This window comes from Agrobacterium sp. CFBP 3001, assembly GCF_027871605.1.
Lineage (GTDB): Bacteria > Pseudomonadota > Alphaproteobacteria > Rhizobiales > Rhizobiaceae > Agrobacterium > Agrobacterium leguminum.
The window spans coordinates 21,582-44,419 of record NZ_JAQAHD010000029.1; the positions used below are offsets into that span (position 1 = coordinate 21,582).

Sequence of the window (22,838 nt, forward strand, 5' to 3'; positions counted from 1 at the left end):
TCAGTTGAGGTTTGCTGTAAGCTGCATCGGGGACGGGCGCAATGCTTATGTGGTGCGACGGCTCAGTGGATGATGAACTCCCCCTTGAGCGCGCGCCATTCCTGCGCCGAGATTACCTGCCGGTGCACGTAGCGGACGGAATGCAGCGGTCCATCGAGCTTTTCCTTCCAGAATTTGAGGAAGCCATGCATCTCAGGGAAGTCCGGGGCAAGATCATAGTCCTGCCAGACATAGGTCTGGAGAACCAGCGGATGATCCGGCAGGCGATAAAATATCTGGGCGGTGGTGAGGCCGTAGCCTCTCAGCATCATTTCCATGTCCTTGTTCATGACGGCGGTTCCCGTTTCCATGATTGCCGATCACAGCGTTACCGCTGTATCGAATATGGGAACACGTCATGGTTAATCCAAGCTTGCCAAAGACATGGGTTGTCACAAAATATTTATATTTTTCAAAATGTTGGCAGCCTTCATTGATGAGTGCTGCCAACGTTGCGACTAGCGCTTGAGATGCCGGGTCAGGCGGGCTTCCAGCCATGCCCAGACATGCCGCAGCGTTTCGACGATCGTCAGGTAGAAGATCGCGGCCCACAGATAGGCCTGATAATCGAAGGTGCGGGAAAAGGCGTAGCGGGTCTGGCCCATCAGGTCGAAGACCGTGACGATAGAGACCACCGCGGAACCCTTGATCATCAGGATGATTTCGTTGCCATAGGGACGCAGCGCCACGATCAGCGCCTGCGGCAGGATGATCTTGCGGAAAGTGACGAGTTTCGACAGGCCGAGCGAGGCGGCGCCCTCATGCTGGCCGCGCGGCACGCTGCGGATCGCGCCGCGCAGGATTTCGGCCTGATAGGCGGCGGTGTTGAGGGTGAGCGACAACAGGCCGCAATACCAGGCCTCGCGGAAGAACCACCACAGGCCGACAGTTTCCAGTCCCTGGCGGAAACTGCCGAGGCCGTAATAGATCAGGAAAAGCTGCGCCAAAAGCGGCGTGCTGCGGAAGACGTAAACATAGGCATAGGCCAGCGCGCCGATGATGCGGTTTTCCGACATGCGGCCGAAGGCGATCGGCACGGAAAGAATGGCGCCGAGAATGATCGAACTGCCGACGAGGGTAATGGTGGTGATGAGACCGTCGATATAGCGCGGCCCGTAACGCTGGAATTTGTCCCAGTCCCAGCCCTCGATCATGGCGAAGATCAGCCCGGCGGCGAGCAGCAGCCAGAGCGTGATGACGGCGATGCCGACGATGCGCGAAATATTGAGCGGCTTGTCCGCAACGGCCGGGGCGGGGCGGGGGGGAATGAGTTCCTGAATATGGCTCATCGGCTTACCTCCGACTTGCGCGACCAGCGATCGATGAAGCCGATGCCGATGGAGGAAAGCAGCGCGAGGATGAGGTAGAGCAGGCAGGCGATGCTGTAGAAGAAGAAGGCTTCCTTGCTGACGCGGGCGGCAATGCCGGTCTGGCGAACGATATCGGCAAGGCCGATGATCGAGACGTAAGAGGTGTCTTTCAGCAGGATGACCCAGAGATTGGTCATGCCGGGAAGGGCGATCCTCACCAGCTGCGGAATGATGATGAGCACCATGGTGCGGCCCCGCGAAAGCCCCAGTGCCGCGCCTGCCTCATATTGCCCCTTCGGTATGGCCTTGAAGGCGGAGAGCAGCACTTCGGACGCATAGGACGAAAACACCACGGACAGCGCCACCATGCCCGCCACGAAGGCGTTGATCTCGACCGGACCGGTGATGCCGACATAACCGGCCACCGATTGCAGCAGCATCTGGATGCCGTAATAGACGATGAAGAGCGTCAGCAGTTCCGGCAGGCCGCGGAAGATGGTGGTGTAGATGCCGGTCGCCAGCCGCAGCGATTTTTCTTCCGATTGCGCGGCGAGCGCGATGAGAAAACCGATCAGCAGCCCGACGGGCAGGGTGGCGAGCGCCAGCGAGATGGTGACCTTGACGCCGAAGGCGATTTCATCGCCCCATCCCGCATCGCCACAGGCGACCAGGGTGCTGTTTCCGAAAAGCGAGAAGAGACCGACCGGCCCGCAGAAGGGATCGAGAAGTGTCGAGACATAGGTCCAGAACGCACCTATGGCGGAAAATGCTCCGCTCATGCCAATTTTCCCCTGCGGTCTTAAGCCGCCGTGATTGTTATCGTGACGTTTTCAAACAAAAATGGCGGAAGGGCAAGCCTTCCGCCACGAGATTTCAACAGATCGAACCGGCTTAATCGCCGTAAACGTCGAAATCGAAGTATTTTTTGTTGATCTCCTGATACTTGCCGCTGGCGCGGATACCGGCGATTGCGGCCGTAAACTTGTCAGCCAGCGCCGTGTCGCCCTTGCGCACAGCAATGCCTGCGCCATTGCCGTTGATCTCGGGATCGACCTTGAGCGGCGTCAGGATCTTGCAGCAGGCGCCCGCATCCGTCTTCAGCCATTCCGACAGCACGACGATATCGTCGATGACGGCGTCGATACGGCCATTGGCGATGTCGAGCTTATATTCGTCGGCGGTCGGATACATCTTCACGTCGGCATCGGGGAAGTGCTTTTCGGCATAATTGGAGTGGGTGGTGGAACCCTGCGCGCCGAGCGACTTGCCCTTTAGGTCTTCGACGGACTTGATCGGCGAATCCTTCGGCACGGCGATGGCCGGCGGGGTGTTGTAATATTTCTTGGAGAAGTCGACCTTCTCGAGACGCTCGGGCGTGATCGACATGGACGCGATGATGGCGTCGAACTTCTTGGCCTGAAGGGCGGGGATGATGCCGTCCCAGTCATTGGTGACGAAGGTGCATTCGGCCTTCATTTGTTCGCACAGCGCCTTGGCGATGTCGATGTCGAAGCCGGTCAGCGTGCCGTCGGCTTCGAGATTATTGAAGGGCGGATAGGCGCCTTCGGTGCCGATGACGATCTTGTCCTGCGCGAGGGCAGCACCTGAAAACAGCGAGATGGCGGCAATCGATACGGCTGCGAGCAGACGGGTGGAAATAGGCATTTCGATCCTCTCTTTTGGTCGTTCATCCGCGGTCTGTTGTTGTTTTCAGTGCGGACGCCATGAGCGCAGGGCGCAGCGGATGATACCGCCTGTGGCCTTCAGCGCGGATGCGATTATTCATCCGGTTGGTCAAAAAATGCAACTGCAATATTAGTGACCGCGATTGTGCCGCAGAGCTTCCACGAAAACGCCTTGATCTGTTCATTTCCGGTACAGAAGGCTTTGTCCATCATGGGAACCGAAGTGTGTGCGAGGCGTTGACCAGCGCCTGCACGCGCAGCCGGAATCAAGATGTCGCAAGACTGGCGACCAATAATGGCAGATGAGGAAACACCGATGCTGAAGAAGAACACATTGCTGACGGGGGTGGTTTTCCCCCTCATGTCGCTGGCGATTGCGGTGGAGCCGGCCGCGGCCGGTTTTGCCGGTGCTGCGCGGGCGCAGACGCCCGTGTCGCAGGGGCTTCCCGGCGATGCTGCGACCGGTCAGGTGATTCTGGCGCAGGCGCAGCCGGAAGAACCGAACCCGGAAGAGGAACTGCGCAAGCGTCGCAAGCAGGCCGAAGAGGAGCAGCCGCAGGCCGAGCCGCAACGACAGGAGCGTGCGCCGGAGCCGCAGCGCGAACCGGAGCCCAAGCGCGAAGCCGCGCCTGCCGAACCGCGCCCTGAGCCGCAACGGGAGCCGCAGCCCGAACCCCAGCGGGAACCGCAGCAGCGTGAGGCCCGCCCGGAGCCCGCGCCGGCCGAGCAGCCGCAGGAGCGTCCCCGCAAACCCGAACGCGCGCAGGAGCCGCAGCGCGAGGCCGCACCCGAAGCCGCACCTGCCGAAGAGCAGCCGAAGGAACGTCCGCGCAAGCCGGAACGGGCCGAGCAGCCCGCAGGTGAGGGCGAGCAGCGTCCCGAGCGTCCCCGCAAGGAGCGCGCGAAGGAACCTGCTGCCGAGCAGGAGCCCGCGGCACGCCCTGAAAATGCCGGCGAGCCGGCCAAGCCCCGCGAACCGGCACCCGCCAAAAAGCCGCCGGTAGAGGAAAAGGCCCCGGAACAGAAAGCCGAGCCGGCCGAAAAAGCCGTTCCGGAGAAAAAGCCGGCCGCCCCCGAGCCCGCCGCGAAGGAAGCACCGGTTCCGACCGAAGCGCCGACGCCTGCGCGTCCGCCGGCACCTGAAGCCCAGCCCAACCCCGCACCGGGCCGTCAGCCTTCGGAACAGCCGCCGGTAGAGGGTCAGGGCAGAACCGAACCCGCAGCCCCGCTGCCAGGCGCGCCGACGCCGCCGCCGAGCGGTACGACGACCGGACAGGCGCCGGCCGGCGAAGCCGTTCCCAATCAGGTTGCTGTTCCGCAGACGGAAGCGCCGCCGATGACGAAGGAAGAGCTGGACAAGGCCAAGGCAATCGCCAAGGACCCGTCCAAGACCGCCGATACCGTCATTCTGCCGGTCGACAAGGGCGCCGCCGTTCTTGACAGCGACAAGGAAGTGGAACGCTCCGGCAACCGCCAGACCCGCGAGGAACGCCGTCGCGAACGCGAGCAGGCCGGTGACGTGAAGGTTCCGACCTCCGACGCGGAGGCGCAGCGCGCCGGCGCCGCCGAAGGCAAGGCCCCGCCGCCGCCCGTCAAGATGGAAGCCATCACCTCGCAGCAGGGTGAGCGTGTCGACCGTCGCCCGCAATATGAGCGGCCGGAAGGCGTGCGCGAATGGCAGCCGCGCGAAGGCCGTCCGCGTGATCGCGACCGCGATGCGCCGATCATCCTGCAATTCGGCGACCGTGTCGTGGTGCGCGGCGACGACAACCAGCGCTTCATCCGCGATGGCGGCGAGCCCTATTACGAGCGTCTGCCCGGCGGCCGTGTCCGCGAAACCGTGGAGCGCCGTGACGGAACGCAGGTGGTGACGATCCGCAACCGTTATGGCGACGTGATCCAGCGCTCGCGCATCGACGATCGCGGCCGCGAATATGTGCTGTTCTATGCGCCGGAGCTGATGGAAGATCCCGACCGCGACTACGTCTATCGCGATCCGGGCCTCGACCTGCCGCCGATGCGCCTGCGCATTCCCGTGACGGACTACATCATCGACACCTCGAGCGATCCGGACCGCGATTATTACCGCTTCCTGGAACAGCCGCCGGTCGAGCCGGTGGAGCGTGTCTATTCGCTGGATGAAGTGCGTTATTCGGCCCGTATCCGCGACAAGGTGCGCCGTATCGACCTCGATACCATCACCTTCGCCACCGGCAGCGCCGAAATCCCGATGACGCAGGCCCGTTCGCTGCGCAAGGTGGCGGATGCGATCAACAAGGCGCTGGACAAGAACCCGGGTGAAACCTTCCTGATCGAGGGCCATACCGACGCCGTCGGTTCGGATGAAAGCAACCTCGTTCTTTCCGACGAGCGCGCCGCTTCCGTCGCCAATGTCTTGACCGATGTTTACGGCATTCCGCCGGAAAACCTCGCGACGCAAGGCTATGGCGAGCGTTATCTGAAGGTCCAGACGCTCGGCCCGGAACAGCAGAACCGCCGCGTCACCATCCGCCGCGTGACGCCGCTGGTGAAGCCGGTCGCCCAGAACTGATCGGGTTCGACAGGAAAAACAAAGGCCCGGAAGCGCAAGCTCTCCGGGCCTTTTTGTTGCTTACGATGTCCCCAGCGCCGAGGCGTTTGGCAAAGCTTGATCATCCGCAATCCGTCACCCCGAACCAGATCCGGGGTCCAGCGTGATCAAGTCCTTGATCACGAAAGACTCTTTCACGGCGCAGACGCGCCGTGGCTGGATGCCGGATCTAGTCCGGCATGACGGAGGAGAGGTTTTCGAACCCTGCCGTCACCCGCAAACTTGAGGATGATCCCAACCCCGGCGGTTAGTTCAGCGCCACCGCAATCTCCGCAGCCAACTGCGCATTGTTGCGCACCAGCGCGATATTGGTTTCCAGGCTGCGGCCATCCGTCAGGCGGAAGATGTCGCCAAGCAGGTAGGGGGTGACTTCCTTGCCGGTGATATCGTCGCGCTCGGCGTGGGAGATGGCGCGGTTGATGTAGATTTCCATCTCCTCGCGCGGAATTTCATCCTCTTCCGGCACGGGATTGGCCACCAGCATGCCGCCATCGATGCCGAGCTGTTCGCGGGTTGTCTGGAAATTGGCGATTGCCGCCGGGCTGTTGAGCGAGAGCGGGCTCGGCAGGCCGGAGGAGCGCGACCAGAAAGCCGGGAACTCTTCCGAGCCGAAAGTGACGACCGGCACGCCATTGGTTTCGAGAACCTCGAGCGTCTTCGGAATATCGAGAATGGCCTTGGCGCCGGCGCAGACGACGATCACGCCGGTCTTCGCAAGCTCGGTCAGATCGGCGGAGATGTCGAAGGTCTCTTCCGCACCCTTGTGCACGCCGCCGATGCCGCCGGTGGCGAAAACGCGGATGCCGGCGCGGGCGGCGGCGATCATGGTGGCGGCCACCGTGGTGGCGCCGGTGCGGCGCTCGGCGATCGCAAAGGCGATATCGGCGCGCGAGACCTTCATGGCGTCGGTGGTCTGGGCCAGCGCCTCGAGCTGGTCCTTCTCAAGGCCGATATGCAGGGTGCCGTGAATGACCGCGATGGTGGCCGGAACCGCACCCTGATCGCGGATGATCTGTTCGACGCTTTCCGCCATCTCGATATTGCCGGGATAGGGCATGCCGTGGGTGATGATGGTCGATTCAAGCGCCACGATCGGCGCACCGCGCTGCTTGGCGGCGGCGACTTCCTGAGAATAGACGATGGGCAGGAGCGGGGAGATAGGGCGGGTCATTTCATCTGTTCCAGTTTTTAAAAGCGGGTTCATGCCAGCATTTCAGCCCGGGGAACAAGCCCCAACATGGCTTCGACACTGTCTTTTGATAGTTCGTGGGAGGTGGCGAAGGGTGACTGCACGGTGATGGCCGCTGCCGCCGCGCCTTGCCTCAACGCTTCCGCAATCGTCTTTCCCTCGGCGATGGCGGCGAGATAACCCGACGCCATCGCGTCGCCCGCGCCGGTCACGTCCTTCACCTCGCGGATGAGGGGCGGATGGAGGATCGCCGTCTCCCTCCTGCTGAAGGCCACCACCTCGCTTGCGCCGCGGGTGACGACGCCGCCGGCAAGCCCGGCCTTGCGCAGGATGTCGGGCCAGTCGCGGACATTGGCCGTCGTTTCGCCGGTCAGCGCGCGGGCTTCCGCCTCGTTCATGAAGAGAATGTCGATATCGCCGAGCACCGCTTTCAGCTTCACCGCCTTGGCGGGGGATATGGCGATGGCCGCCAGCGGTTTCTCGCAGGCGCGGGCGACGAGGCCGAGCGCCGTCAGCGTGTCTTCCGGCAGATTGGCGTCGCAGAGCAGGATATCGCTCGCCGTGATCGCCTCGCGCACGGCGCGTATCTTGAGGCGGCGCGGGGTGAAGAGCTTATAGAGGTCCATATCGGCCAGCGCGATGACCAGATTGCCGTCACGCTCCAGAATGGCGGTGTAGCTTGGCGTGCGGCGGTCGAGGAAGGTGAAGGGCGTGTCTTCCACGCCCGCCTGCCGTGCGGCCTCCGCCACCGCCTCACCGGTCGCGTCGCCGCCGCGTGGGGCGATGATGCGGACCTGAAAACCGAGGCGGGAAAGATTGCGCGCGGCGTTGAAACCGCCGCCGCCGGCCTCTTCCATCCAGGAGCCAGGGTTGCTCGCGCCGGGCGCCGTCTCAGTCTCGATCATGCCGCGCCTGTCGATATGCGCGCCGCCCAGAACGAGTATTTTCTTCACGCTTGCGTTTCCCTCTTTGGCGGATGGAAAGACCGGACGATTCGGCCTAAACTGACGTCTTCCTGACCTCGCATCCGGTTTGCGGCCATGGGCCGGGCACGGAAAAACGAAAGCAGAACAAACGACTTATCGCTATTTGTTTTCAATATGCTGGCTCAGCCTTGCGAAATGAGAACAAATAGAGTACATACCGTTTCCATACTGCTTCATTGCCTGTGCGGCTTCAATAACCTAAAGGTGGTTCGGATGGCACAAAATTCTTTGCGTCTCGTAGAGGATAAATCGGTGGATAAAAGCAAGGCACTGGAAGCGGCGCTCTCCCAGATCGAACGGTCGTTCGGCAAGGGATCGATCATGAAGCTCGGTTCCAATGAAAACGTGGTTGAAGTGGAGACCGTTTCGACGGGTTCGCTCAGCCTGGATATCGCGCTCGGCATCGGCGGTCTGCCGAAGGGGCGCATCATTGAAATTTATGGCCCGGAAAGCTCGGGCAAGACGACGCTGGCATTGCAGACCATTGCCGAAGCCCAGAAGAAGGGCGGCATCTGCGCCTTCGTGGACGCCGAACATGCGCTCGATCCGGTCTATGCCCGCAAGCTCGGTGTGGATTTGCAGGGCCTTCTGATCTCGCAGCCCGACACGGGCGAACAGGCGCTGGAAATTACCGATACGCTGGTGCGTTCCGGCGCGGTCGACGTGCTGGTCGTCGACTCCGTTGCGGCGCTGACGCCGCGGGCGGAAATTGAAGGCGAGATGGGCGACAGCCTGCCGGGTCTTCAGGCCCGTCTGATGAGCCAGGCGCTGCGCAAGCTGACCGCGTCGATCTCCAAGTCGAAGTGCATGGTGATCTTCATCAACCAGATCCGTATGAAGATCGGCGTCATGTTCGGTTCGCCGGAAACGACGACGGGCGGTAACGCTCTGAAGTTCTATGCGTCCGTTCGTCTTGACATTCGCCGCATCGGCTCCGTCAAGGAGCGCGAAGAGGTTGTCGGCAACCAGACGCGCGTCAAGGTCGTCAAGAACAAGATGGCGCCGCCCTTCAAGCAGGTGGAATTCGACATCATGTATGGCGAAGGCGTTTCCAAGACCGGCGAGCTTGTCGATCTCGGCGTTAAGGCCGGCATTGTCGAGAAGTCGGGTGCATGGTTCTCCTATAACAGCCAGCGTCTGGGGCAGGGGCGTGAAAACGCCAAGATGTTCCTGCGCGACAATCCGGAAACGGCCAATGAGATCGAACTGGCGCTGCGCCAGAATGCCGGCCTGATCGCCGACCGCTTCCTGCAGAATGGCGGCCCGGAAGCCGGTGACAGCGACGGTGACGACGGCTGATTTGGGTAAAGCTGCGGCGTGTTCTCCGCCCGGCTGCTGCGCTCGATATGAATTGGCATAACAAAAAGGCCGTGCGATTTGCCTCGCATGGCCCTTTTTGTTTGTCGGCGCGCCTTCGCGGGCCTCCATGGCTGGACAGGGCCGGGTGCGGACGATAAAAGCCAGTGATTTTGCAATATAGCCATCCTTCGGGGTGGAAGTGATGGACTCCAGCTGTGAGCGGTGTGTGGGCATGAGCGGTGTGAATGAAATTCGGTCGACCTTTCTCGACTACTTCAAGAAGAACGGACACGAGATCGTGCCCTCCAGCCCGCTGGTGCCGCGCAACGATCCGACACTGATGTTCACCAATGCCGGCATGGTGCAGTTCAAGAACGTCTTCACCGGTCTTGAAAGCCGTCCCTATTCCACGGCCGCCTCGGCGCAGAAATGCGTGCGTGCCGGCGGCAAGCATAACGACCTCGACAATGTCGGTTATACCGCCCGTCACCACACGTTTTTCGAAATGCTCGGCAATTTCTCCTTCGGCGATTATTTCAAGGAAGAGGCGATCACCCACGCCTGGAACCTGATCACCAAGGAATTCGGCATCGACCGCAACCGCCTGTTGGTCACCGTCTACCACACCGACGACGAGGCCTTTAACCTCTGGAAGAAGATCGCCGGTTTCTCTGACGACCGTATCATCCGCATCCCGACCAGCGACAATTTCTGGGCGATGGGCGATACCGGCCCCTGCGGTCCGTGTTCGGAAATCTTCTACGATCATGGCGATCATATCTGGGGCGGCCCGCCCGGCTCGCCGGAAGAAGATGGCGACCGTTTCATCGAAATCTGGAACCTCGTCTTCATGCAATATGAGCAGCTGACGAAGGAAGAGCGCATCGACCTGCCGCGTCCGTCGATCGACACCGGCATGGGTCTTGAGCGCATTTCGGCGCTGCTGCAGGGCAAGCATGACAATTACGATACGGACCTGTTCCGCGCGCTGATTTCCGCTTCCGTGGAAGCGACCGGCGTTCCGGCCGAAGGCGAAAAGCGCGCCAGCCACCGCGTCATCGCCGACCACCTGCGCTCGTCCGCCTTCCTGATCGCCGATGGCGTCCTGCCGTCGAACGAAGGTCGCGGTTATGTTCTGCGCCGCATCATGCGCCGCGCCATGCGCCATGCCGAACTTCTCGGCGCGCGTGAGCCGCTGATCTACAAGCTTTTGCCGGCGCTGGTGCAGCAGATGGGCCGCGCCTATCCGGAACTGGTCCGTGCCGAAGCGCTGATTTCCGAGACGCTGAAGCTTGAAGAAACCCGTTTCCGCAAGACGCTGGAACGCGGCCTGTCGCTGCTTTCCGATGCGACGTCGACGCTGCACAAGGGCGACATGCTGGATGGCGAGACCGCCTTCAAGCTCTACGACACCTATGGTTTCCCGCTGGACCTGACGCAGGATGCGCTGCGCGCCCGCGAAATCGGCGTCGATATTTCCGGCTTCACCGATGCGATGGAGCGCCAGAAGGCCGAAGCCCGCTCGCACTGGGCCGGTTCCGGCGACAAGGCGACCGAGACCGTCTGGTTCGAGCTCAAGGAAAAGCTCGGTGCGAGCGAATTTCTCGGTTACGACACCGAAACCGCCGAAGGCGTCATCCAGGCAATCGTCAAGGACGGCAAGTCGGTGGATAGCGCTGCCGATGGTGAGACGGTGCAGGTCGTCGTCAACCAGACGCCGTTTTATGGCGAATCCGGCGGCCAGATGGGCGATACCGGCGTGATTTCCGGCGACAATGGCGCCTTTGCCGTTTCCGATACTCAGAAGAAGGGCGAAGGCCTCTTCGTGCATTTGGGCACGGTCTCCAAGGGCGGTCTGAAAGTTGGCGATGCCGTTCAGCTGACGGTCGATCATGACCGCCGCTCGCGTCTGCGCGCCAACCATTCCGCCACCCACCTGTTGCACGAGGCGCTGCGCGAAGTGCTCGGCACACACGTTGCCCAGAAGGGTTCGCTGGTTGCGCCCGAGCGCCTGCGTTTCGACGTTTCGCATCCGAAGCCGATGTCGGCCGAAGAGCTGAAGGTCGTCGAAGAAATGGCGAACGAAATCGTGCTGCAGAACTCGCCGGTCGTGACCCGCCTGATGAGCGTCGACGACGCCATTGCCGAGGGCGCCATGGCGCTGTTCGGTGAAAAATACGGCGACGAAGTTCGCGTTGTCTCCATGGGCACCGGCCTGCATGGCGCAAAAGCCAACCGTCCCTATTCCGTCGAGCTTTGCGGCGGCACGCATGTGGCGGCCACCGGCCAGATCGGCCTCATTCGCATTCTCGGCGAAAGCGCCGTCGGTGCGGGCGTGCGCCGTCTCGAAGCCGTGACCGGGCAGGGCGCGCTTGCCTATCTGGCCGAACAGGATGAGCGTGTGAAGGCGCTCGCTTCTTCGCTGAAGGTGCAGCCGGGCGATGTACTGTCGCGTGTCGAAGGTCTGCTCGATGAGCGCAAGAAGCTGGAGCGCGAACTTGCCGATGCCCGCCGGAAACTTGCCATGGGCGGCGGTTCGGCGGATGCCGGCGCAAGCGACGTCAAGCAGGTCGCGGGCGTCAACTTCCTGGCAAAATCCATGTCCGGCATCGATGCCAAGGACCTCAAGGGTCTTGCCGATGAGGCCAAGGCCAATCTCGGCTCGGGCGTCGTGCTGTTGATCGCCGTTTCCGAAGACGGCAAGGCAAGTGCTGTCGCTGCCGTGACCGAAGATCTGACGGCCCGTTTCAGCGCTGTCGATATCGTCCGCACCGCTTCCGCCGCACTTGGCGGCAAGGGCGGCGGCGGTCGCCCTGATATGGCGCAGGCGGGTGGTCCCGATGGCGCAAAGGCGCAGGATGCCATCGAAGCGGTGGCAGCGGCCCTGGCGGCCTAGCCAGTGTAAATTGAAAAGGGCGGGGTTTTACCCCGCCCTTTTGCTTTCGGTTCAAGCCTTCCGGTGCACGGACGGTTGGTGCAGGTCTTCCCGTCTCTCAGCCCGCCGCCTGCAAATCCTTTGCCGCTTCCTCATCTAGTTGTGCTGCCCGCTTGAAGGCCGGGCGGTCGGTGAGGTGGGCCATGTAATCGAGAAAGGCCGGGCGTTTTTCGATGGTGCCGAAATGCAGGCCCCAGCCGACATGGGCGCCGACATAGACATCCGCCGCCGTGAAGAGATCGCCGGCGATGAAGCGGTTTTCGCTGACGGCCCGCTCCAGTGTATTCATCACATCCGCATAGCTGCCGCAGCCGGCCATGCGCAGCTTCTCCTTGGGCACTTCGAAACCCATCGCCTTCATGCTCGCTGCCATTTCCAGCGGGCCTGCGGCGAAGAACATCCAGCGATAATAGAGCCCGCGCGCCTTGGGTGTGGGCGCAAGGTTCGCACCGGGAAAGGCATCGGCAAGATAGGCGCAGATCGCTGCCGCCTCGGTAACGATGGTATCGCCGTGTTTGATGGCGGGCACCTTCGCCATCGGATTTATCAGCCGGTAGGCGGGCGATTTCATCGAGGTCTCGAAGCCCAGTATTTCCGTTCTGTAAGGAACGCCCACTTCCTCAAGCATCCATCGCGCGATGCGTCCGCGCGACATGGGGTTGGTGTAGAAGATCAATTCACTCATGCTTTTGCCTCCCCAAGCAAAATCGTTGAAGCATCATGGGAAAACCGATGCGGATTTCGCGCCTGCGCTTCGCATTTTTAAAGTTCGCAACATCCTTCGCGTGTTCCCTAAGATCGCGCCGATGCTCCGATGAACGTTTGACTGTGCCGGGCAAGTTATGTGCAAATAGATGCTGTTTAAGCTTTGTCTTATTGTTGTACTGGCCGCAGCACGCGGAATCGAAGTCTGCGCCTAGTACAACGGCTAATCAAGATACTGTGAACAAAAAAGAAAACCCGGCATTGCGCCTGGTCCGGGTTCGCTCCTATCGGCGTCCGTCAGCCATCAATCGCATTGGCGGCCGGTGCTCTGGAAAGAGAAGCCATTGCAGTTCAGTGGGTTGGTGTTCTTCCCGCATGCCTCGTTGCGGCGAGCAGCGCCAGAAAAAATGCGACCGTGGTGAGCACGGTGCGGAGAAGGTTGGAAAGTGCCCAGCGGTCCAGCAGCTCCTGCCAGTTGGCCGGCACGTCGGCGGCAACAGTCTTGAAAAACTCGTTGATCGGAACATTGACCATTCGCGTCTGAACGACGACGACGGTGTAAATTATTAAGGCCGACAACCATAGCAGCCTGTTGTTGCGATCAACGACCACGGCGGCGAGTAGGCCCGCCAGCGGCGCAAAGAAGGCGGTGAAGAAGACGCCGTTGCGGACGCTGATATTGATGCCGTTGAATGCGGGAATGAAGATATCGGCCTCCAGTTGCTGGAAAGCCATCATCACGGGGTTGCTGAAGGCGAAAAAGAATCCGGCCATCACGCCAAGGCTCAGCGGAGCAACGATGCGCAAGACCGATATTGCCGGTTCTCTTGCGATGGCGAGCGCGGGAAAATGCCTTGTTCTGATCTCGTGCAGAAATGAGCTGGACATCAAAACCTCCATCAAATAACCGTACATCTATGTACGGCATATCCGTACGCATATGTACGGTTATTGTCAAGGAAAGCGGATGCGAAACGAAAGCAGGGAATTGCGCCGGCGCGAGATTGTCGAACATGCCTTCGCCATGCTTGCCAGGGATGGATATGCCGCCTTTTCCATGCAGGCGCTGGCGAAGGTGAGCAGGTCCTCCAAGGAAACGCTCTATGGCTGGTTCGGCGGCAAGGCCGGGCTTTACAAAGCCATGGTCGAAGAAAATGCCGCAAGGCTGGTATTGCCGTCGGCGGAAGCGGCCGATGGCGTGAGGGAGCTTTCCCGTTTCGGGGCTGAACTATTGTCGATGCTTCTCGGGGAGCGGGCTGTGCTGCTCAATCGGGTTGCGGCGGCGGAAGCCGGCGGTGACGCCACGCTCGGAGCATTTCTGGCGGAAAAGGGTCGTGACCACGTCATGCCGAAGCTTGCGGCGTATTTTCAGGCGCTGGCAAAACAGGGCGTCATGGGTATCGCGGCAGCGGAAGAACCTGCGGAAATCTGGCTGTCGCTTCTGGCAGGGGATTTGCAGATAAGGCGTGCGACGGGAGTGATTGGCCTGCCGACGCAAGAGGAGATAGACGCTCGCTCGGCCCGCGCCGCGCAGCTGACGTTTCAGCTCTACGGTACAAATGAAAAACCCGGCGCTGAGGCCGGGTTTTGAAGTCGCTGGGAAGGCCGGCTTAAGCCGCCATTGCCTTCTTGAGGTTTTCGTCGATCTTGTCGAGGAAGGCGGTGGTGGAGAGCCAGGGCTGGTCCGGTCCGATGAGGAGCGCCAGATCCTTGGTCATGTAGCCGCTTTCGACGGTGTCAACGCAGACGGTTTCAAGCGTTGCTGCGAACTTTGCCAGTTCCGCATTGTCGTCCAGCTTGGCGCGGTGGGCGAGGCCACGGGTCCAGGCGAATATCGATGCGATCGAGTTGGTCGAGGTTTCCTGACCCTTCTGGTGCTGGCGGTAGTGGCGCGTGACCGTGCCGTGTGCGGCTTCGGCTTCGACCGTGCGACCATCGGGAGACAGCAGAACGGAGGTCATCAGGCCGAGCGAGCCAAAGCCCTGAGCAACCGTGTCGGACTGCACGTCTCCGTCATAGTTCTTGCAGGCCCAGATGTAGCCGCCGGACCACTTCAGAGCGGAAGCCACCATGTCGTCGATCAGGCGGTGCTCGTAGGTGATGCCGATCTCATCGAACTGCTTCTTGAATTCGGTCTGGTAGACTTCTTCGAAGATATCCTTGAAGCGGCCGTCATAGGCCTTGAGGATGGTGTTCTTCGTGGAGAGGTAAACCGGCCACTTGCGCATCAGGCCATAGTTCATGGAGGCGCGGGCGAATTCGCGGATGGATTCGTCGAGGTTGTACATGGCAAGCGCCACGCCGGCGCTCGGGGCGTCGAAGACGTCCTTTTCGATGACCTGGCCGTCTTCACCAACGAACTTGATGGTCAGCTTGCCCTTGCCGGGGAACTTGAAATCGGTTGCCTTGTACTGGTCGCCGAAAGCGTGACGGCCGACGACGATCGGCTTGGTCCAGCCGGGAACGAGGCGCGGAACGTTCTTGCAGATGATCGGCTCGCGGAAGATGACGCCGCCCAGAATGTTGCGGATGGTGCCGTTCGGGCTCTTCCACATCTGCTTCAGGCCGAATTCCTCGACGCGCTGCTCATCCGGGGTGATGGTCGCGCACTTGATGCCGACGCCATGCTTCTTGATGGCGTGCGCCGCATCGACGGTCACCTGGTCGTTGGTGGCGTCGCGGTTTTCAACCGAGAGGTCGTAATATTCGATGTCGAGATCGAGGTATGGCAGGATCAGCTTGTCCTTGATGAGCTGCCAGATGATACGGGTCATTTCGTCGCCGTCGAGATCGACGACCGGATTGGCTACCTTGATCTTTGCCATGAATTCCTCACCTTCGAAGCTGTGGCGCCGGATGGCGCCGGTATTCGGAAAAAATATCCGGTGCGGCTATAGCATCGCGCGCGCCTGAGGCAAAGCCATGGGGGGCGCTTTTTTGGCGCAGCGCAATAACGCTTTGCGCATTGCCAAACCACAATGCCGGAATACAGTCAGGCGAATCGCTTCGCCCGCCTGTCGGGCCTATCCCGGGATCACATCATGCGGAATATTCTGCTTCTGACTGCCGCCGTCCTCTTTTCGTATAGCGCGCTCGCCGCCGGGCCTGCCGATCCCGTCCAGAAGGTGATGGATATCACCGTCAAGAACTGGTCGGGCGAGGCGGAAAACTGGAAATACGTTTTCGACGAGGACATGCTGACCAGCCTCTTCAGCAAGGATTTCGTCGCGCAATATCGCGAAGCCTCCAAGAAGCCGGCTTACGAGGCCGAAAGCGGCGAGACCGGCGATCCCTTTGGTTACGATGTCGTGACGAACTCGCAGGATGGCTGCCCGCTGGCCGATGTTTCCGTGACGCCGGGCGCGGTGAAGGACGGCGTGACGGACGTGACAGCAAAGTTCAAGCTCTGGGCCTGCATGGACGAGGCGGAGATGAAAGCGACGGTTGACGAAGTGCATTTCGATGTCATCGAGGAAGACGGCCGCCCGGTCATCAGCGATATTCACCGGGTTGGCGATGAGGGCAGGGATTCGCTGCGCGAAGAAATGGCGAATATCATCAAGGGGGAGCAATAAGGGGCGTCTTGCCAGCGGAGTGGAGCCAGGCTTTCTCCGCGCCGGCTTTGATTTTGGCGCCGATCTGTGCCAGTGAAGCGCGCTTTAGCGCGTCAGGCTGAAAATCGATGCGACGCTTCAACACACGGACAAAAGACGATGGCAGGCACAAACAGCGATCTCGAACTTGTGGCGGAAGGCCCGGCGATCATTCTCGTCGAACCGCAGCTCGGCGAAAATATCGGCATGGTGGCGCGGGCCATGGCCAATTTCGGCCTGGCCGAATTGCGTCTGGTCAATCCGCGTGACGGCTGGCCGAGCGAGAAGGCGCGCGCCGCAGCCTCCAAGGCCGATCACGTCATTGACGCCACGAAGGTATTCGAGACGCTGGAAGAGGCGATCAAGGACCTGAACTTCGTTTATGCCACGACCGCGCGTGAGCGCTACGGTTTCAAGCCGGTGCGTGCGCCCGTCACCGCCGCCGATACGCTCAGGGCAAAATTCAAGGCTGGCGAAAAGACCGGTATCCTCTTCGGCCGCGAGCGCTGGGGGCTGACCAATGAGGAAGTGGCGCTGGCCGACGAGATCGTGACATTTCCCGTCAATCCCGCTTTTGCCTCGCTCAATATCGCGCAGGCCGTGCTTTTGATGTCCTATGAATGGATGAAATCCGGCATGGACGATCTGGGAGAGACGATTTTCCAGTCCGTCGAGCAGCGTCCTTCGACCAAGGAACAGGTTTTTGGCCTGTTCGAACATATCGAGGAAGCGCTGGATGCGCGGGGTTATTTTCATCCCGCTGAAAAAAAGCCGAAAATGGTCGACAATCTGCGCGCCGTGCTGTCGCGACGCGGTTTTTCGGAGCAGGAAATCAGCGTTTTCCGTGGCGTGATCAATTCGCTCGACCGCTTTCCCCGGCAGTGGCCGAAGCAGGCGGGAAGGGCAGCGGGGCCGTCGGCCGAGGGAGCAGGGGAGAATGCTGAAGACGAGTGAGGCGGCGGCCGATGTGCTGAAACCGGTGCTGGTGTTCGATTCCGGCATTGGCGGGCTGACCGTGCTGCGCGAGGCGCGCGTGCTGATGCCCGAGCGCGGCTTCATCTATGTGGCCGACGATGCGGGTTTTCCCTATGGCGGCTGGGAGGAGGAAGCCCTGAAGGCGCGCATTCTCTCGCTCTTCGACAAGCTGCTGGACGACTATAGCCCCGAAGTCTGCATCATCGCCTGCAACACCGCCTTCACGCTCGCTGGCGCAGATCTTCGCGCCCGCTTTCCGGATATGACCTTCGTTGGCACTGTGCCCGCCATCAAGCCGGCAGCGGAGCGCACCCGCTCGGGCCTCGTTTCCGTGCTGGCGACACCGGGCACCGTCAAGCGCGCCTATACGCGCGATCTCATCCAGTCCTTCGCCAGCCAATGTCATGTCCGCCTCGTCGGCTCTGAAAACCTGGCGCGCATGGCGGAAAGCTGGATCAGGGGCGAGCCGGTTTCGGATGAGGCTGTGCTTGCCGAAATCGAACCCTGTTTCATCGACAGCGAGGGAAAACGCACGGATATCGTCGTTCTTGCCTGCACCCATTACCCCTTCATGGCCAATCTGTTTCGCAGGCTGGCGCCATGGCCGGTGGATTGGCTTGACCCCGCCGAGGCGATTGCGCGGCGCGCGCGCCACCTTGTGCCGCTGCCGCAGGATGCGGAGCATCCGGATGGTTTCGATTTTGCCGTCTTCACCTCCGGCAAGCCGGATTTCGCCACCCGGCGGCTGATGCAGGGTTTCGGTCTCAGCGTTTCGGCAGCCTGAGCGCCTGTTGTATTTTTGCATCTGTTTTATCCGTCTTTTGCAATTCGAGATTGCGACCACTTGTCGCGCCGGATTTCTTGTGTAAGATGCACCTTGTCTGTAACCGCTATAAATGGAGGCGTGGAATGACCAATGACATCAATATGCGCCTTAACGGCATGTCAGGCCTTTCCGGCATGTTTATCGGCGGTTATGTGATGCGAGGCATCTCCCTCCGATAAGGCTTATGGCCTGATTTCCCTGCCGTTTGGCATTTTCACTTCGTCCGACATGTGACTTGCGCGTTTGCGTGGCATGAGTGCTGCGCGCACCGTTTCGGCATGTCGTTTTCCATCGATAAAGGACCTGGCCGCTTTGCCGCGCCGGGATGGATTTCCCATGCAGAAAAATCAACCATTGGTAGCATATGCGCTGCCGGATGCGGTCGATCGCTTGTTCGTCACATTCGGTGTCTGGAAAACCCTGAAAGCGGTTCTCATTGCCGCAGTGGTGCCGCGCGCACCGCCGACCGATCCTGCCGATCTGCCAGAGCGCCTGCTGGTCGATATTGGCCTTGACCCGTCGCGGGTGAAGCGGCGGCGGGATTGGGAGGTTCCTCACTGGGCGCCCCGGTTTTGATTGGCAAAGGCCTCTCCGGCAAAGAAATGTCGGGGAGGCCGCCGCATCTCTGCCGTTACGTATTGTATAGCGATGCGATACAGGATACGCTGTTCTTATGATCGTCAGTTTCCGACACAAAGGACTGGAAGCTTTTTATCGTTCCGGGACGACGAAGGGTATTCAGCCTGCTCATGCCGCCAAGCTTGGCCGAATACTAACCTTGCTTGAGGTTGCGGCAGGCGTTCCCGATCTTGATCTTCCTGGTCTTAAACTTCATCCGTTAAAGGGTGACATGAGGGGCCACTGGTCCATATGGGTGAATGGAAACTGGCGTGTGACGTTTCGATTTCTGGATAGCGACGTCGAACTTGTCGACTATCAGGATTATCACTGAAGGGAATTGTTCCAATGATGAAATTTCCTGTTCATCCCGGTGAGTTGTTACGGGAAGAGGTTATTGCCGCACTTCAGCTTTCCGTAACAGACGCTGCTGAAAGGCTTGGAATGTCGCGCGTAGCGCTTTCGCGGGTCTTGAACGGACGGGCAGGGGTCAGCCCAGACCTTGCCTTACGGTTGGAGCGGGCAGGGGTCAGCACCGCGCGGGCATGGCTTGCCATGCAGTCGAATTACGATCTTGCACAGGCGATGAAACGTGAGCAGCCGCCCGTTCGTCCGTTGGATGACAGGGCGGCATAATCTTCGAAGATTTGGCTTGATACCTTCTGGTTTTGGTGGCTTGCTCCCAAAGATAAGATAGGGAGATTCCTCATGCCGCTGGAAAACTGGCTGGCCTTCGTGGCCGCATCCGCCATCATGCTTGCCATTCCGGGACCGACGATCCTGCTGGTGATTTCTTATGCGCTGGGCCATGGCCGCAAGGCCAGCACGGCGACGGTGACGGGCGTGGCGCTTGGTGATTTCACCGCAATGACGGCTTCCATGCTGGGGCTCGGCGCGCTGCTTGCCACATCGGCGGCGCTTTTCACCGGGCTTAAATGGATCGGTGCGGCTTACCTCATCTATCTCGGCATCAAGCTGTGGCGTTCGCCGGTCAGCGGCGAGGGGGCGGAAGGGACGGGCGTGACCGGCCGTGAAAGACCGCTCAAAATCTTCCTGCATGCCTATATCGTGACCGCGCTGAACCCGAAGAGCATCGTGTTCTTCGTGGCCTTCCTGCCGCAGTTTCTGGTGCCGACGCCGCCTTTCTGGCCGCAGGTGCTGATTTTCGAAGTCACATTCCTGGTGCTTGCCACTGTCAATGCGGCGCTTTATGGACTTCTGGCAAGTGCCGCCCGCAATACGATCCGCAAGCCGAAGGTTCAGCGCATCGTCAACCGCACGGGCGGCGGTCTCCTGATCGGTGCCGGCCTCATTACCTTCGGCTGGAAGAGGGCGGTTTCGGCTTAAAGCCCCTCAAGCACCTGAGGCGTCGATCGCCTGAAATTCGGACATAACAAAATGGCATTGCCGCATATATTTCTTGCCCTGATTACCGTGTTTTTGTGGGGCTTCAACTTCGTCGTCATCAAGGTGGGCGTCGCCGATATGCCGCCCCTGTTTCTGACGGGTGTGCGTTATCTCTTTGCGGCGGTGCCCATTGTGTTCTTCCTGCCGAAACCCAATGTGCCGTGGAGACACATGATCGTTTACGGCATGGCCATGGGCTTCGTGCAGTTCGGCCTGCTTTATCCCGCCATCAAGCTCGGGCTGCCGGCGGGGCTCGCTTCGCTGGTCATGCAGTCGCAGGCCTTCTTCACGCTGGCGCTTGCCGTGGTGTTTCTCGGTGAACGGCCATTGCCGTCGCAGGTCTTCGGCGCGATCATCGCTTTTGGCGGGCTGGCGGTCATCGGTGTGGAGCGGATGACGGCGGCGGCGCTGGTACCGCTTCTGATGGGCGTCGGTTCCGCGATTGCCTGGGCCTGTGGCAACATCGTCAATCGCCGCATCGGTCAGGTCAATGCCGTCTCTTTCGTCGCCTGGACCAGTCTTGTGCCTGTTCTGCCATTGATCCTGCTGTCCCTCGTGGTGGAAGGGCCGGAAGCGATTGCCGAAGGGGTTGCCAATGCGACCCCGACCATGGCTTTTGTGGTTATCTACATGGCCTATGGCGCGACGATCGTGGGTGCTGGGATATGGAGTTACCTACTTCTGCGCTATCCGGCTGGAACGGTGGCGCCATTTTCGCTGCTGGTGCCAATTGTCGGGTTTATCAGCGCGTACCTCGCTTTTGCCGAACATATTACCGTTTTCGAAGTGGTCGGCGCAGCACTGGTCATTCTGGGGCTCGCGCTCAACGTCTTTGGCCGGCGCATCGGCGCTTCACGCTTTTGGGTGAGGTCTGCGCAGGGCTAAGAGCGAATTGCCTGTGCATTATCGGCATGGGTGAGACGCAACAAGCATTTTTTTGGTAAAGACCATGTTCGGCCGTCCCTTGAGGGAATCGGTCCTGATATGCAGCACAGGGAATGGAACATTGCAGGTCGGTATCGACATGGGAACCCTATCGGGCGGGCAGCAGGCCAAGCTCGATATTGAAGAATTGCTTGCGACGCGCCTGCTGGTGCAGGGCAATTCCGGTTCCGGCAAGTCGCATCTGCTTCGCCGGCTGCTCGAGCAATCGGCGCCATGGGTGCAGCAGGTCATCATCGATCCCGAAGGTGATTTCGTCACGCTTTCCGACAAGTTCGGTCATGTGGTGGTGGATGGCGAGCGCACCGAAGCGGAGCTTGCCGGCATAGCCAACCGCATTCGCCAGCACCGCGTTTCCTGCGTGCTGACGCTGGAAGGCCTCGATATTGAACAGCAGATGCGGGCCGCCGCCGCCTTCCTCAACGGCATGTTCGATGCGGATCGTGAATTCTGGTATCCGGTGCTTGTCGTGGTGGATGAGGCGCAGATGTTTGCGCCCTCCGTTGCTGGTGAAGTCACGGAAGATGCCCGCAAGGCCTCGCTGGGCGCCATGACCAATCTGATGTGCCGTGGGCGTAAGCGCGGGCTTGCCGGCGTCATCGCCACGCAGCGTCTTGCGAAGCTTGCCAAGAATGTCGCGGCGGAAGCCTCCAACTTTTTGATGGGCCGCACCTTCCTCGATATCGACATGGCGCGCGCGGCTGATCTGCTCGGCATGGACCGGCGGCAGGCGGAAATGTTCCGCGATCTGCAGCGCGGCAATTTCGTGGCGCTTGGCCCGGCGCTGTCGCGTCGGCCGCTGCCCATCGTCATCGGCCCGGTGGAAACCTCGGCGCGTTCCTCCTCGCCAAAGCTGATGCCGCTGCCGGATGCGCCGCAGGATGTGGAAGACCTGATCTTCACGCCGGATCCGGAAGAGTTTACCCGGCCTGCCGTGCGCCGCACACCGCCAGCACCACGTCCGACCACGGATATTCTGGCCGAACTCTCCCGTTCCCCACCCGCCGCCGTTGGCCCTACGCCGGAGCAGTCGCCGCGTGCAGGTCAGCCGGAACTGACGCCCGAAGAGCGTGAGGAAAAGATCGGTGCGGTTCTTGTGGAAATTCTCGACGATCCGCAATCGGCCTATCGCACGGATGCCGTGCTGTATCAGGATTTTCTGGTGCGCGCCCGTATGCGTCGCATTCCCGGCACGCCGATGACATTGGCGGAATTCCGCCGACAGGTGGCGATTGCCCGTTCCGGCGTGGATGCGGCGATGGCAGCAAGCGAAGGCTGGGAAAAGGCGCTGGAATTGTCGATGTCGGTTTCCGACGATCTGCAGGGGGTCTTCCTGCTGCTCGTCAAGGCGGCGCTGGGTGAAGAGCCTTGCCCGTCGGATGCCCGCATTGCCCGCGCCTATGGCACCCATTCCGCTCGCCGCGCGCGGCGCCTCCTCGGTTATTTCGAGGAGAAGGAGCTCGTGGTGGTGCATGCCGATTTCTCCGGCAAGCGCATCGTGGCGTTTCCCGATCTCGACGCAAAAACCGCACCCGGCGATGCGGATGCGGCTGAGGATGATGCGCGGCTTGCGGCGGAGTGAGGTTGGCAGGGTTTCCTGCTTGGAATAACCTTTCCGTCATGCCGGACTTGTGTGGACGTATTGTGGTTTACTTGATGCATAGGCCGGGATGCGCATCCCGGCCTATGCAGGCAGGCGGCCGTATTTCCGGACTGGTTTACGCAGCCGAGATCAAGCA

At 60.8% G+C, this 22,838-nt stretch carries 22 protein-coding genes; 13 read left to right on the plus strand and 9 right to left on the minus strand.

Annotation, left to right across the window (positions count from 1 at the left end; translation table 11 throughout):
* Positions 1–62 precede the first annotated feature (62 nt).
* From PH605_RS23155 to PH605_RS23170, 4 genes are all read right to left on the minus strand, one after another.
* Positions 63–329, minus strand: a complete 267-nt coding sequence (locus PH605_RS23155; RefSeq protein WP_003522173.1) for an usg protein — start codon at positions 327–329, stop codon at positions 63–65.
* A gap of 168 nt (positions 330–497) precedes the next feature.
* Positions 498–1,328 (minus strand): ABC transporter permease, encoded by an 831-nt coding sequence (locus PH605_RS23160; protein ID WP_125146936.1) that lies wholly within the window; start codon positions 1,326–1,328, stop codon positions 498–500.
* The gene (locus tag PH605_RS23165; RefSeq protein WP_078052763.1) at positions 1,325–2,128 is read right to left on the minus strand and encodes an ABC transporter permease; all 804 of its coding nucleotides are present in this window, start codon (positions 2,126–2,128) and stop codon (positions 1,325–1,327) included. The genes PH605_RS23160 and PH605_RS23165 overlap by 4 nt, the downstream gene beginning before the upstream one ends.
* A 112-nt stretch (positions 2,129–2,240) precedes the next feature.
* Positions 2,241–3,014 carry an ABC transporter substrate-binding protein gene (locus PH605_RS23170; protein ID WP_125146937.1) on the minus strand — a complete coding sequence of 258 codons (774 nt, stop codon included), beginning with the start codon at positions 3,012–3,014 and terminating at the stop codon, positions 2,241–2,243.
* 336 nt (positions 3,015–3,350) lie between these two features.
* On the opposite strand from PH605_RS23170, the gene PH605_RS23175 reads away from it, so the two are divergent.
* On the plus strand, positions 3,351–5,585 hold the full coding sequence (locus tag PH605_RS23175) for an OmpA family protein (protein WP_142846386.1): 2,235 nt from the start codon (positions 3,351–3,353) through the stop codon (positions 5,583–5,585).
* A 286-nt stretch (positions 5,586–5,871) separates the two neighbouring features.
* On the opposite strand, the gene PH605_RS23180 is transcribed toward PH605_RS23175, so the two are convergent.
* Together PH605_RS23180 and PH605_RS23185 are read right to left on the minus strand one after the other, a co-directional pair.
* On the minus strand, positions 5,872–6,795 hold the full coding sequence (locus PH605_RS23180; RefSeq protein WP_065655925.1) for a pseudouridine-5'-phosphate glycosidase: 924 nt from the start codon (positions 6,793–6,795) through the stop codon (positions 5,872–5,874).
* A 29-nt stretch (positions 6,796–6,824) separates the two neighbouring features.
* Entirely contained in the window at positions 6,825–7,766 is a 942-nt protein-coding gene (locus PH605_RS23185; protein WP_142846384.1) for a carbohydrate kinase family protein, read from the minus strand.
* Positions 7,767–8,012: 246 nt separating this feature from the next.
* On the opposite strand from PH605_RS23185, the gene recA reads away from it, so the two are divergent.
* The gene (gene recA / locus PH605_RS23190; RefSeq protein WP_065655927.1) at positions 8,013–9,098 is read left to right on the plus strand and encodes a recombinase RecA; all 1,086 of its coding nucleotides are present in this window, start codon (positions 8,013–8,015) and stop codon (positions 9,096–9,098) included.
* A gap of 232 nt (positions 9,099–9,330) precedes the next feature.
* Positions 9,331–11,994 carry an alanine--tRNA ligase gene (alaS, locus tag PH605_RS23195; protein ID WP_065655928.1) on the plus strand — a complete coding sequence of 888 codons (2,664 nt, stop codon included), beginning with the start codon at positions 9,331–9,333 and terminating at the stop codon, positions 11,992–11,994.
* A 97-nt stretch (positions 11,995–12,091) separates the two neighbouring features.
* Here the strand turns inward: alaS and PH605_RS23200 are convergent, their stop codons facing one another.
* A complete protein-coding gene (locus PH605_RS23200; protein ID WP_065655929.1) occupies positions 12,092–12,718 on the minus strand; it encodes a glutathione S-transferase family protein in 627 nt (208 codons plus the stop codon).
* Positions 12,719–13,089: 371 nt separating this feature from the next.
* A complete protein-coding gene (locus PH605_RS23205; protein WP_161988006.1) occupies positions 13,090–13,626 on the minus strand; it encodes an anthrone oxygenase family protein in 537 nt (178 codons plus the stop codon).
* Between the two features lie 79 nt (positions 13,627–13,705).
* On the opposite strand from PH605_RS23205, the gene PH605_RS23210 reads away from it, so the two are divergent.
* Complete coding sequence (locus tag PH605_RS23210; protein WP_161988005.1) at positions 13,706–14,329, plus strand: TetR/AcrR family transcriptional regulator; 624 nt, start codon at positions 13,706–13,708, stop codon at positions 14,327–14,329.
* 19 nt (positions 14,330–14,348) lie between these two features.
* Here the strand turns inward: PH605_RS23210 and PH605_RS23215 are convergent, their stop codons facing one another.
* Positions 14,349–15,563, minus strand: coding sequence for an NADP-dependent isocitrate dehydrogenase (locus tag PH605_RS23215; protein WP_035210117.1), 1,215 nt, complete (start codon positions 15,561–15,563; stop codon positions 14,349–14,351).
* 216 nt (positions 15,564–15,779) lie between these two features.
* Here PH605_RS23215 and PH605_RS23220 point away from each other — a divergent pair, with 216 nt between their 5' ends.
* The 9 genes from PH605_RS23220 (at position 15,780) to PH605_RS23260 (ending at position 22,681) form a co-directional block, all read left to right on the plus strand.
* A complete protein-coding gene (locus tag PH605_RS23220; protein ID WP_161988004.1) occupies positions 15,780–16,313 on the plus strand; it encodes a hypothetical protein in 534 nt (177 codons plus the stop codon).
* 138 nt (positions 16,314–16,451) lie between these two features.
* The gene (locus tag PH605_RS23225) at positions 16,452–17,285 is read left to right on the plus strand and encodes an RNA methyltransferase (protein ID WP_142846378.1); all 834 of its coding nucleotides are present in this window, start codon (positions 16,452–16,454) and stop codon (positions 17,283–17,285) included.
* On the plus strand, positions 17,269–18,090 hold the full coding sequence (murI, locus tag PH605_RS23230) for a glutamate racemase (RefSeq protein ID WP_059760388.1): 822 nt from the start codon (positions 17,269–17,271) through the stop codon (positions 18,088–18,090). The genes PH605_RS23225 and murI overlap by 17 nt, the downstream gene beginning before the upstream one ends.
* Positions 18,091–18,468: 378 nt before the next feature.
* Positions 18,469–18,708, plus strand: coding sequence for a hypothetical protein (locus tag PH605_RS23235; RefSeq protein WP_065655931.1), 240 nt, complete (start codon positions 18,469–18,471; stop codon positions 18,706–18,708).
* 97 nt (positions 18,709–18,805) lie between these two features.
* On the plus strand, positions 18,806–19,084 hold the full coding sequence (locus tag PH605_RS23240; RefSeq protein WP_142846376.1) for a type II toxin-antitoxin system RelE/ParE family toxin: 279 nt from the start codon (positions 18,806–18,808) through the stop codon (positions 19,082–19,084).
* Between the two features lie 14 nt (positions 19,085–19,098).
* Positions 19,099–19,386 (plus strand): HigA family addiction module antitoxin, encoded by a 288-nt coding sequence (locus PH605_RS23245; RefSeq protein ID WP_020810458.1) that lies wholly within the window; start codon positions 19,099–19,101, stop codon positions 19,384–19,386.
* A 72-nt stretch (positions 19,387–19,458) separates the two neighbouring features.
* Complete coding sequence (locus PH605_RS23250) at positions 19,459–20,097, plus strand: LysE family translocator (RefSeq protein WP_142846375.1); 639 nt, start codon at positions 19,459–19,461, stop codon at positions 20,095–20,097.
* Positions 20,098–20,148: 51 nt separating this feature from the next.
* The gene (locus tag PH605_RS23255) at positions 20,149–21,042 is read left to right on the plus strand and encodes an EamA family transporter (protein ID WP_142846373.1); all 894 of its coding nucleotides are present in this window, start codon (positions 20,149–20,151) and stop codon (positions 21,040–21,042) included.
* A 121-nt stretch (positions 21,043–21,163) separates the two neighbouring features.
* Positions 21,164–22,681 carry an ATP-binding protein gene (locus PH605_RS23260; RefSeq protein WP_161988003.1) on the plus strand — a complete coding sequence of 506 codons (1,518 nt, stop codon included), beginning with the start codon at positions 21,164–21,166 and terminating at the stop codon, positions 22,679–22,681.
* Positions 22,682–22,838 lie beyond the last annotated feature (157 nt).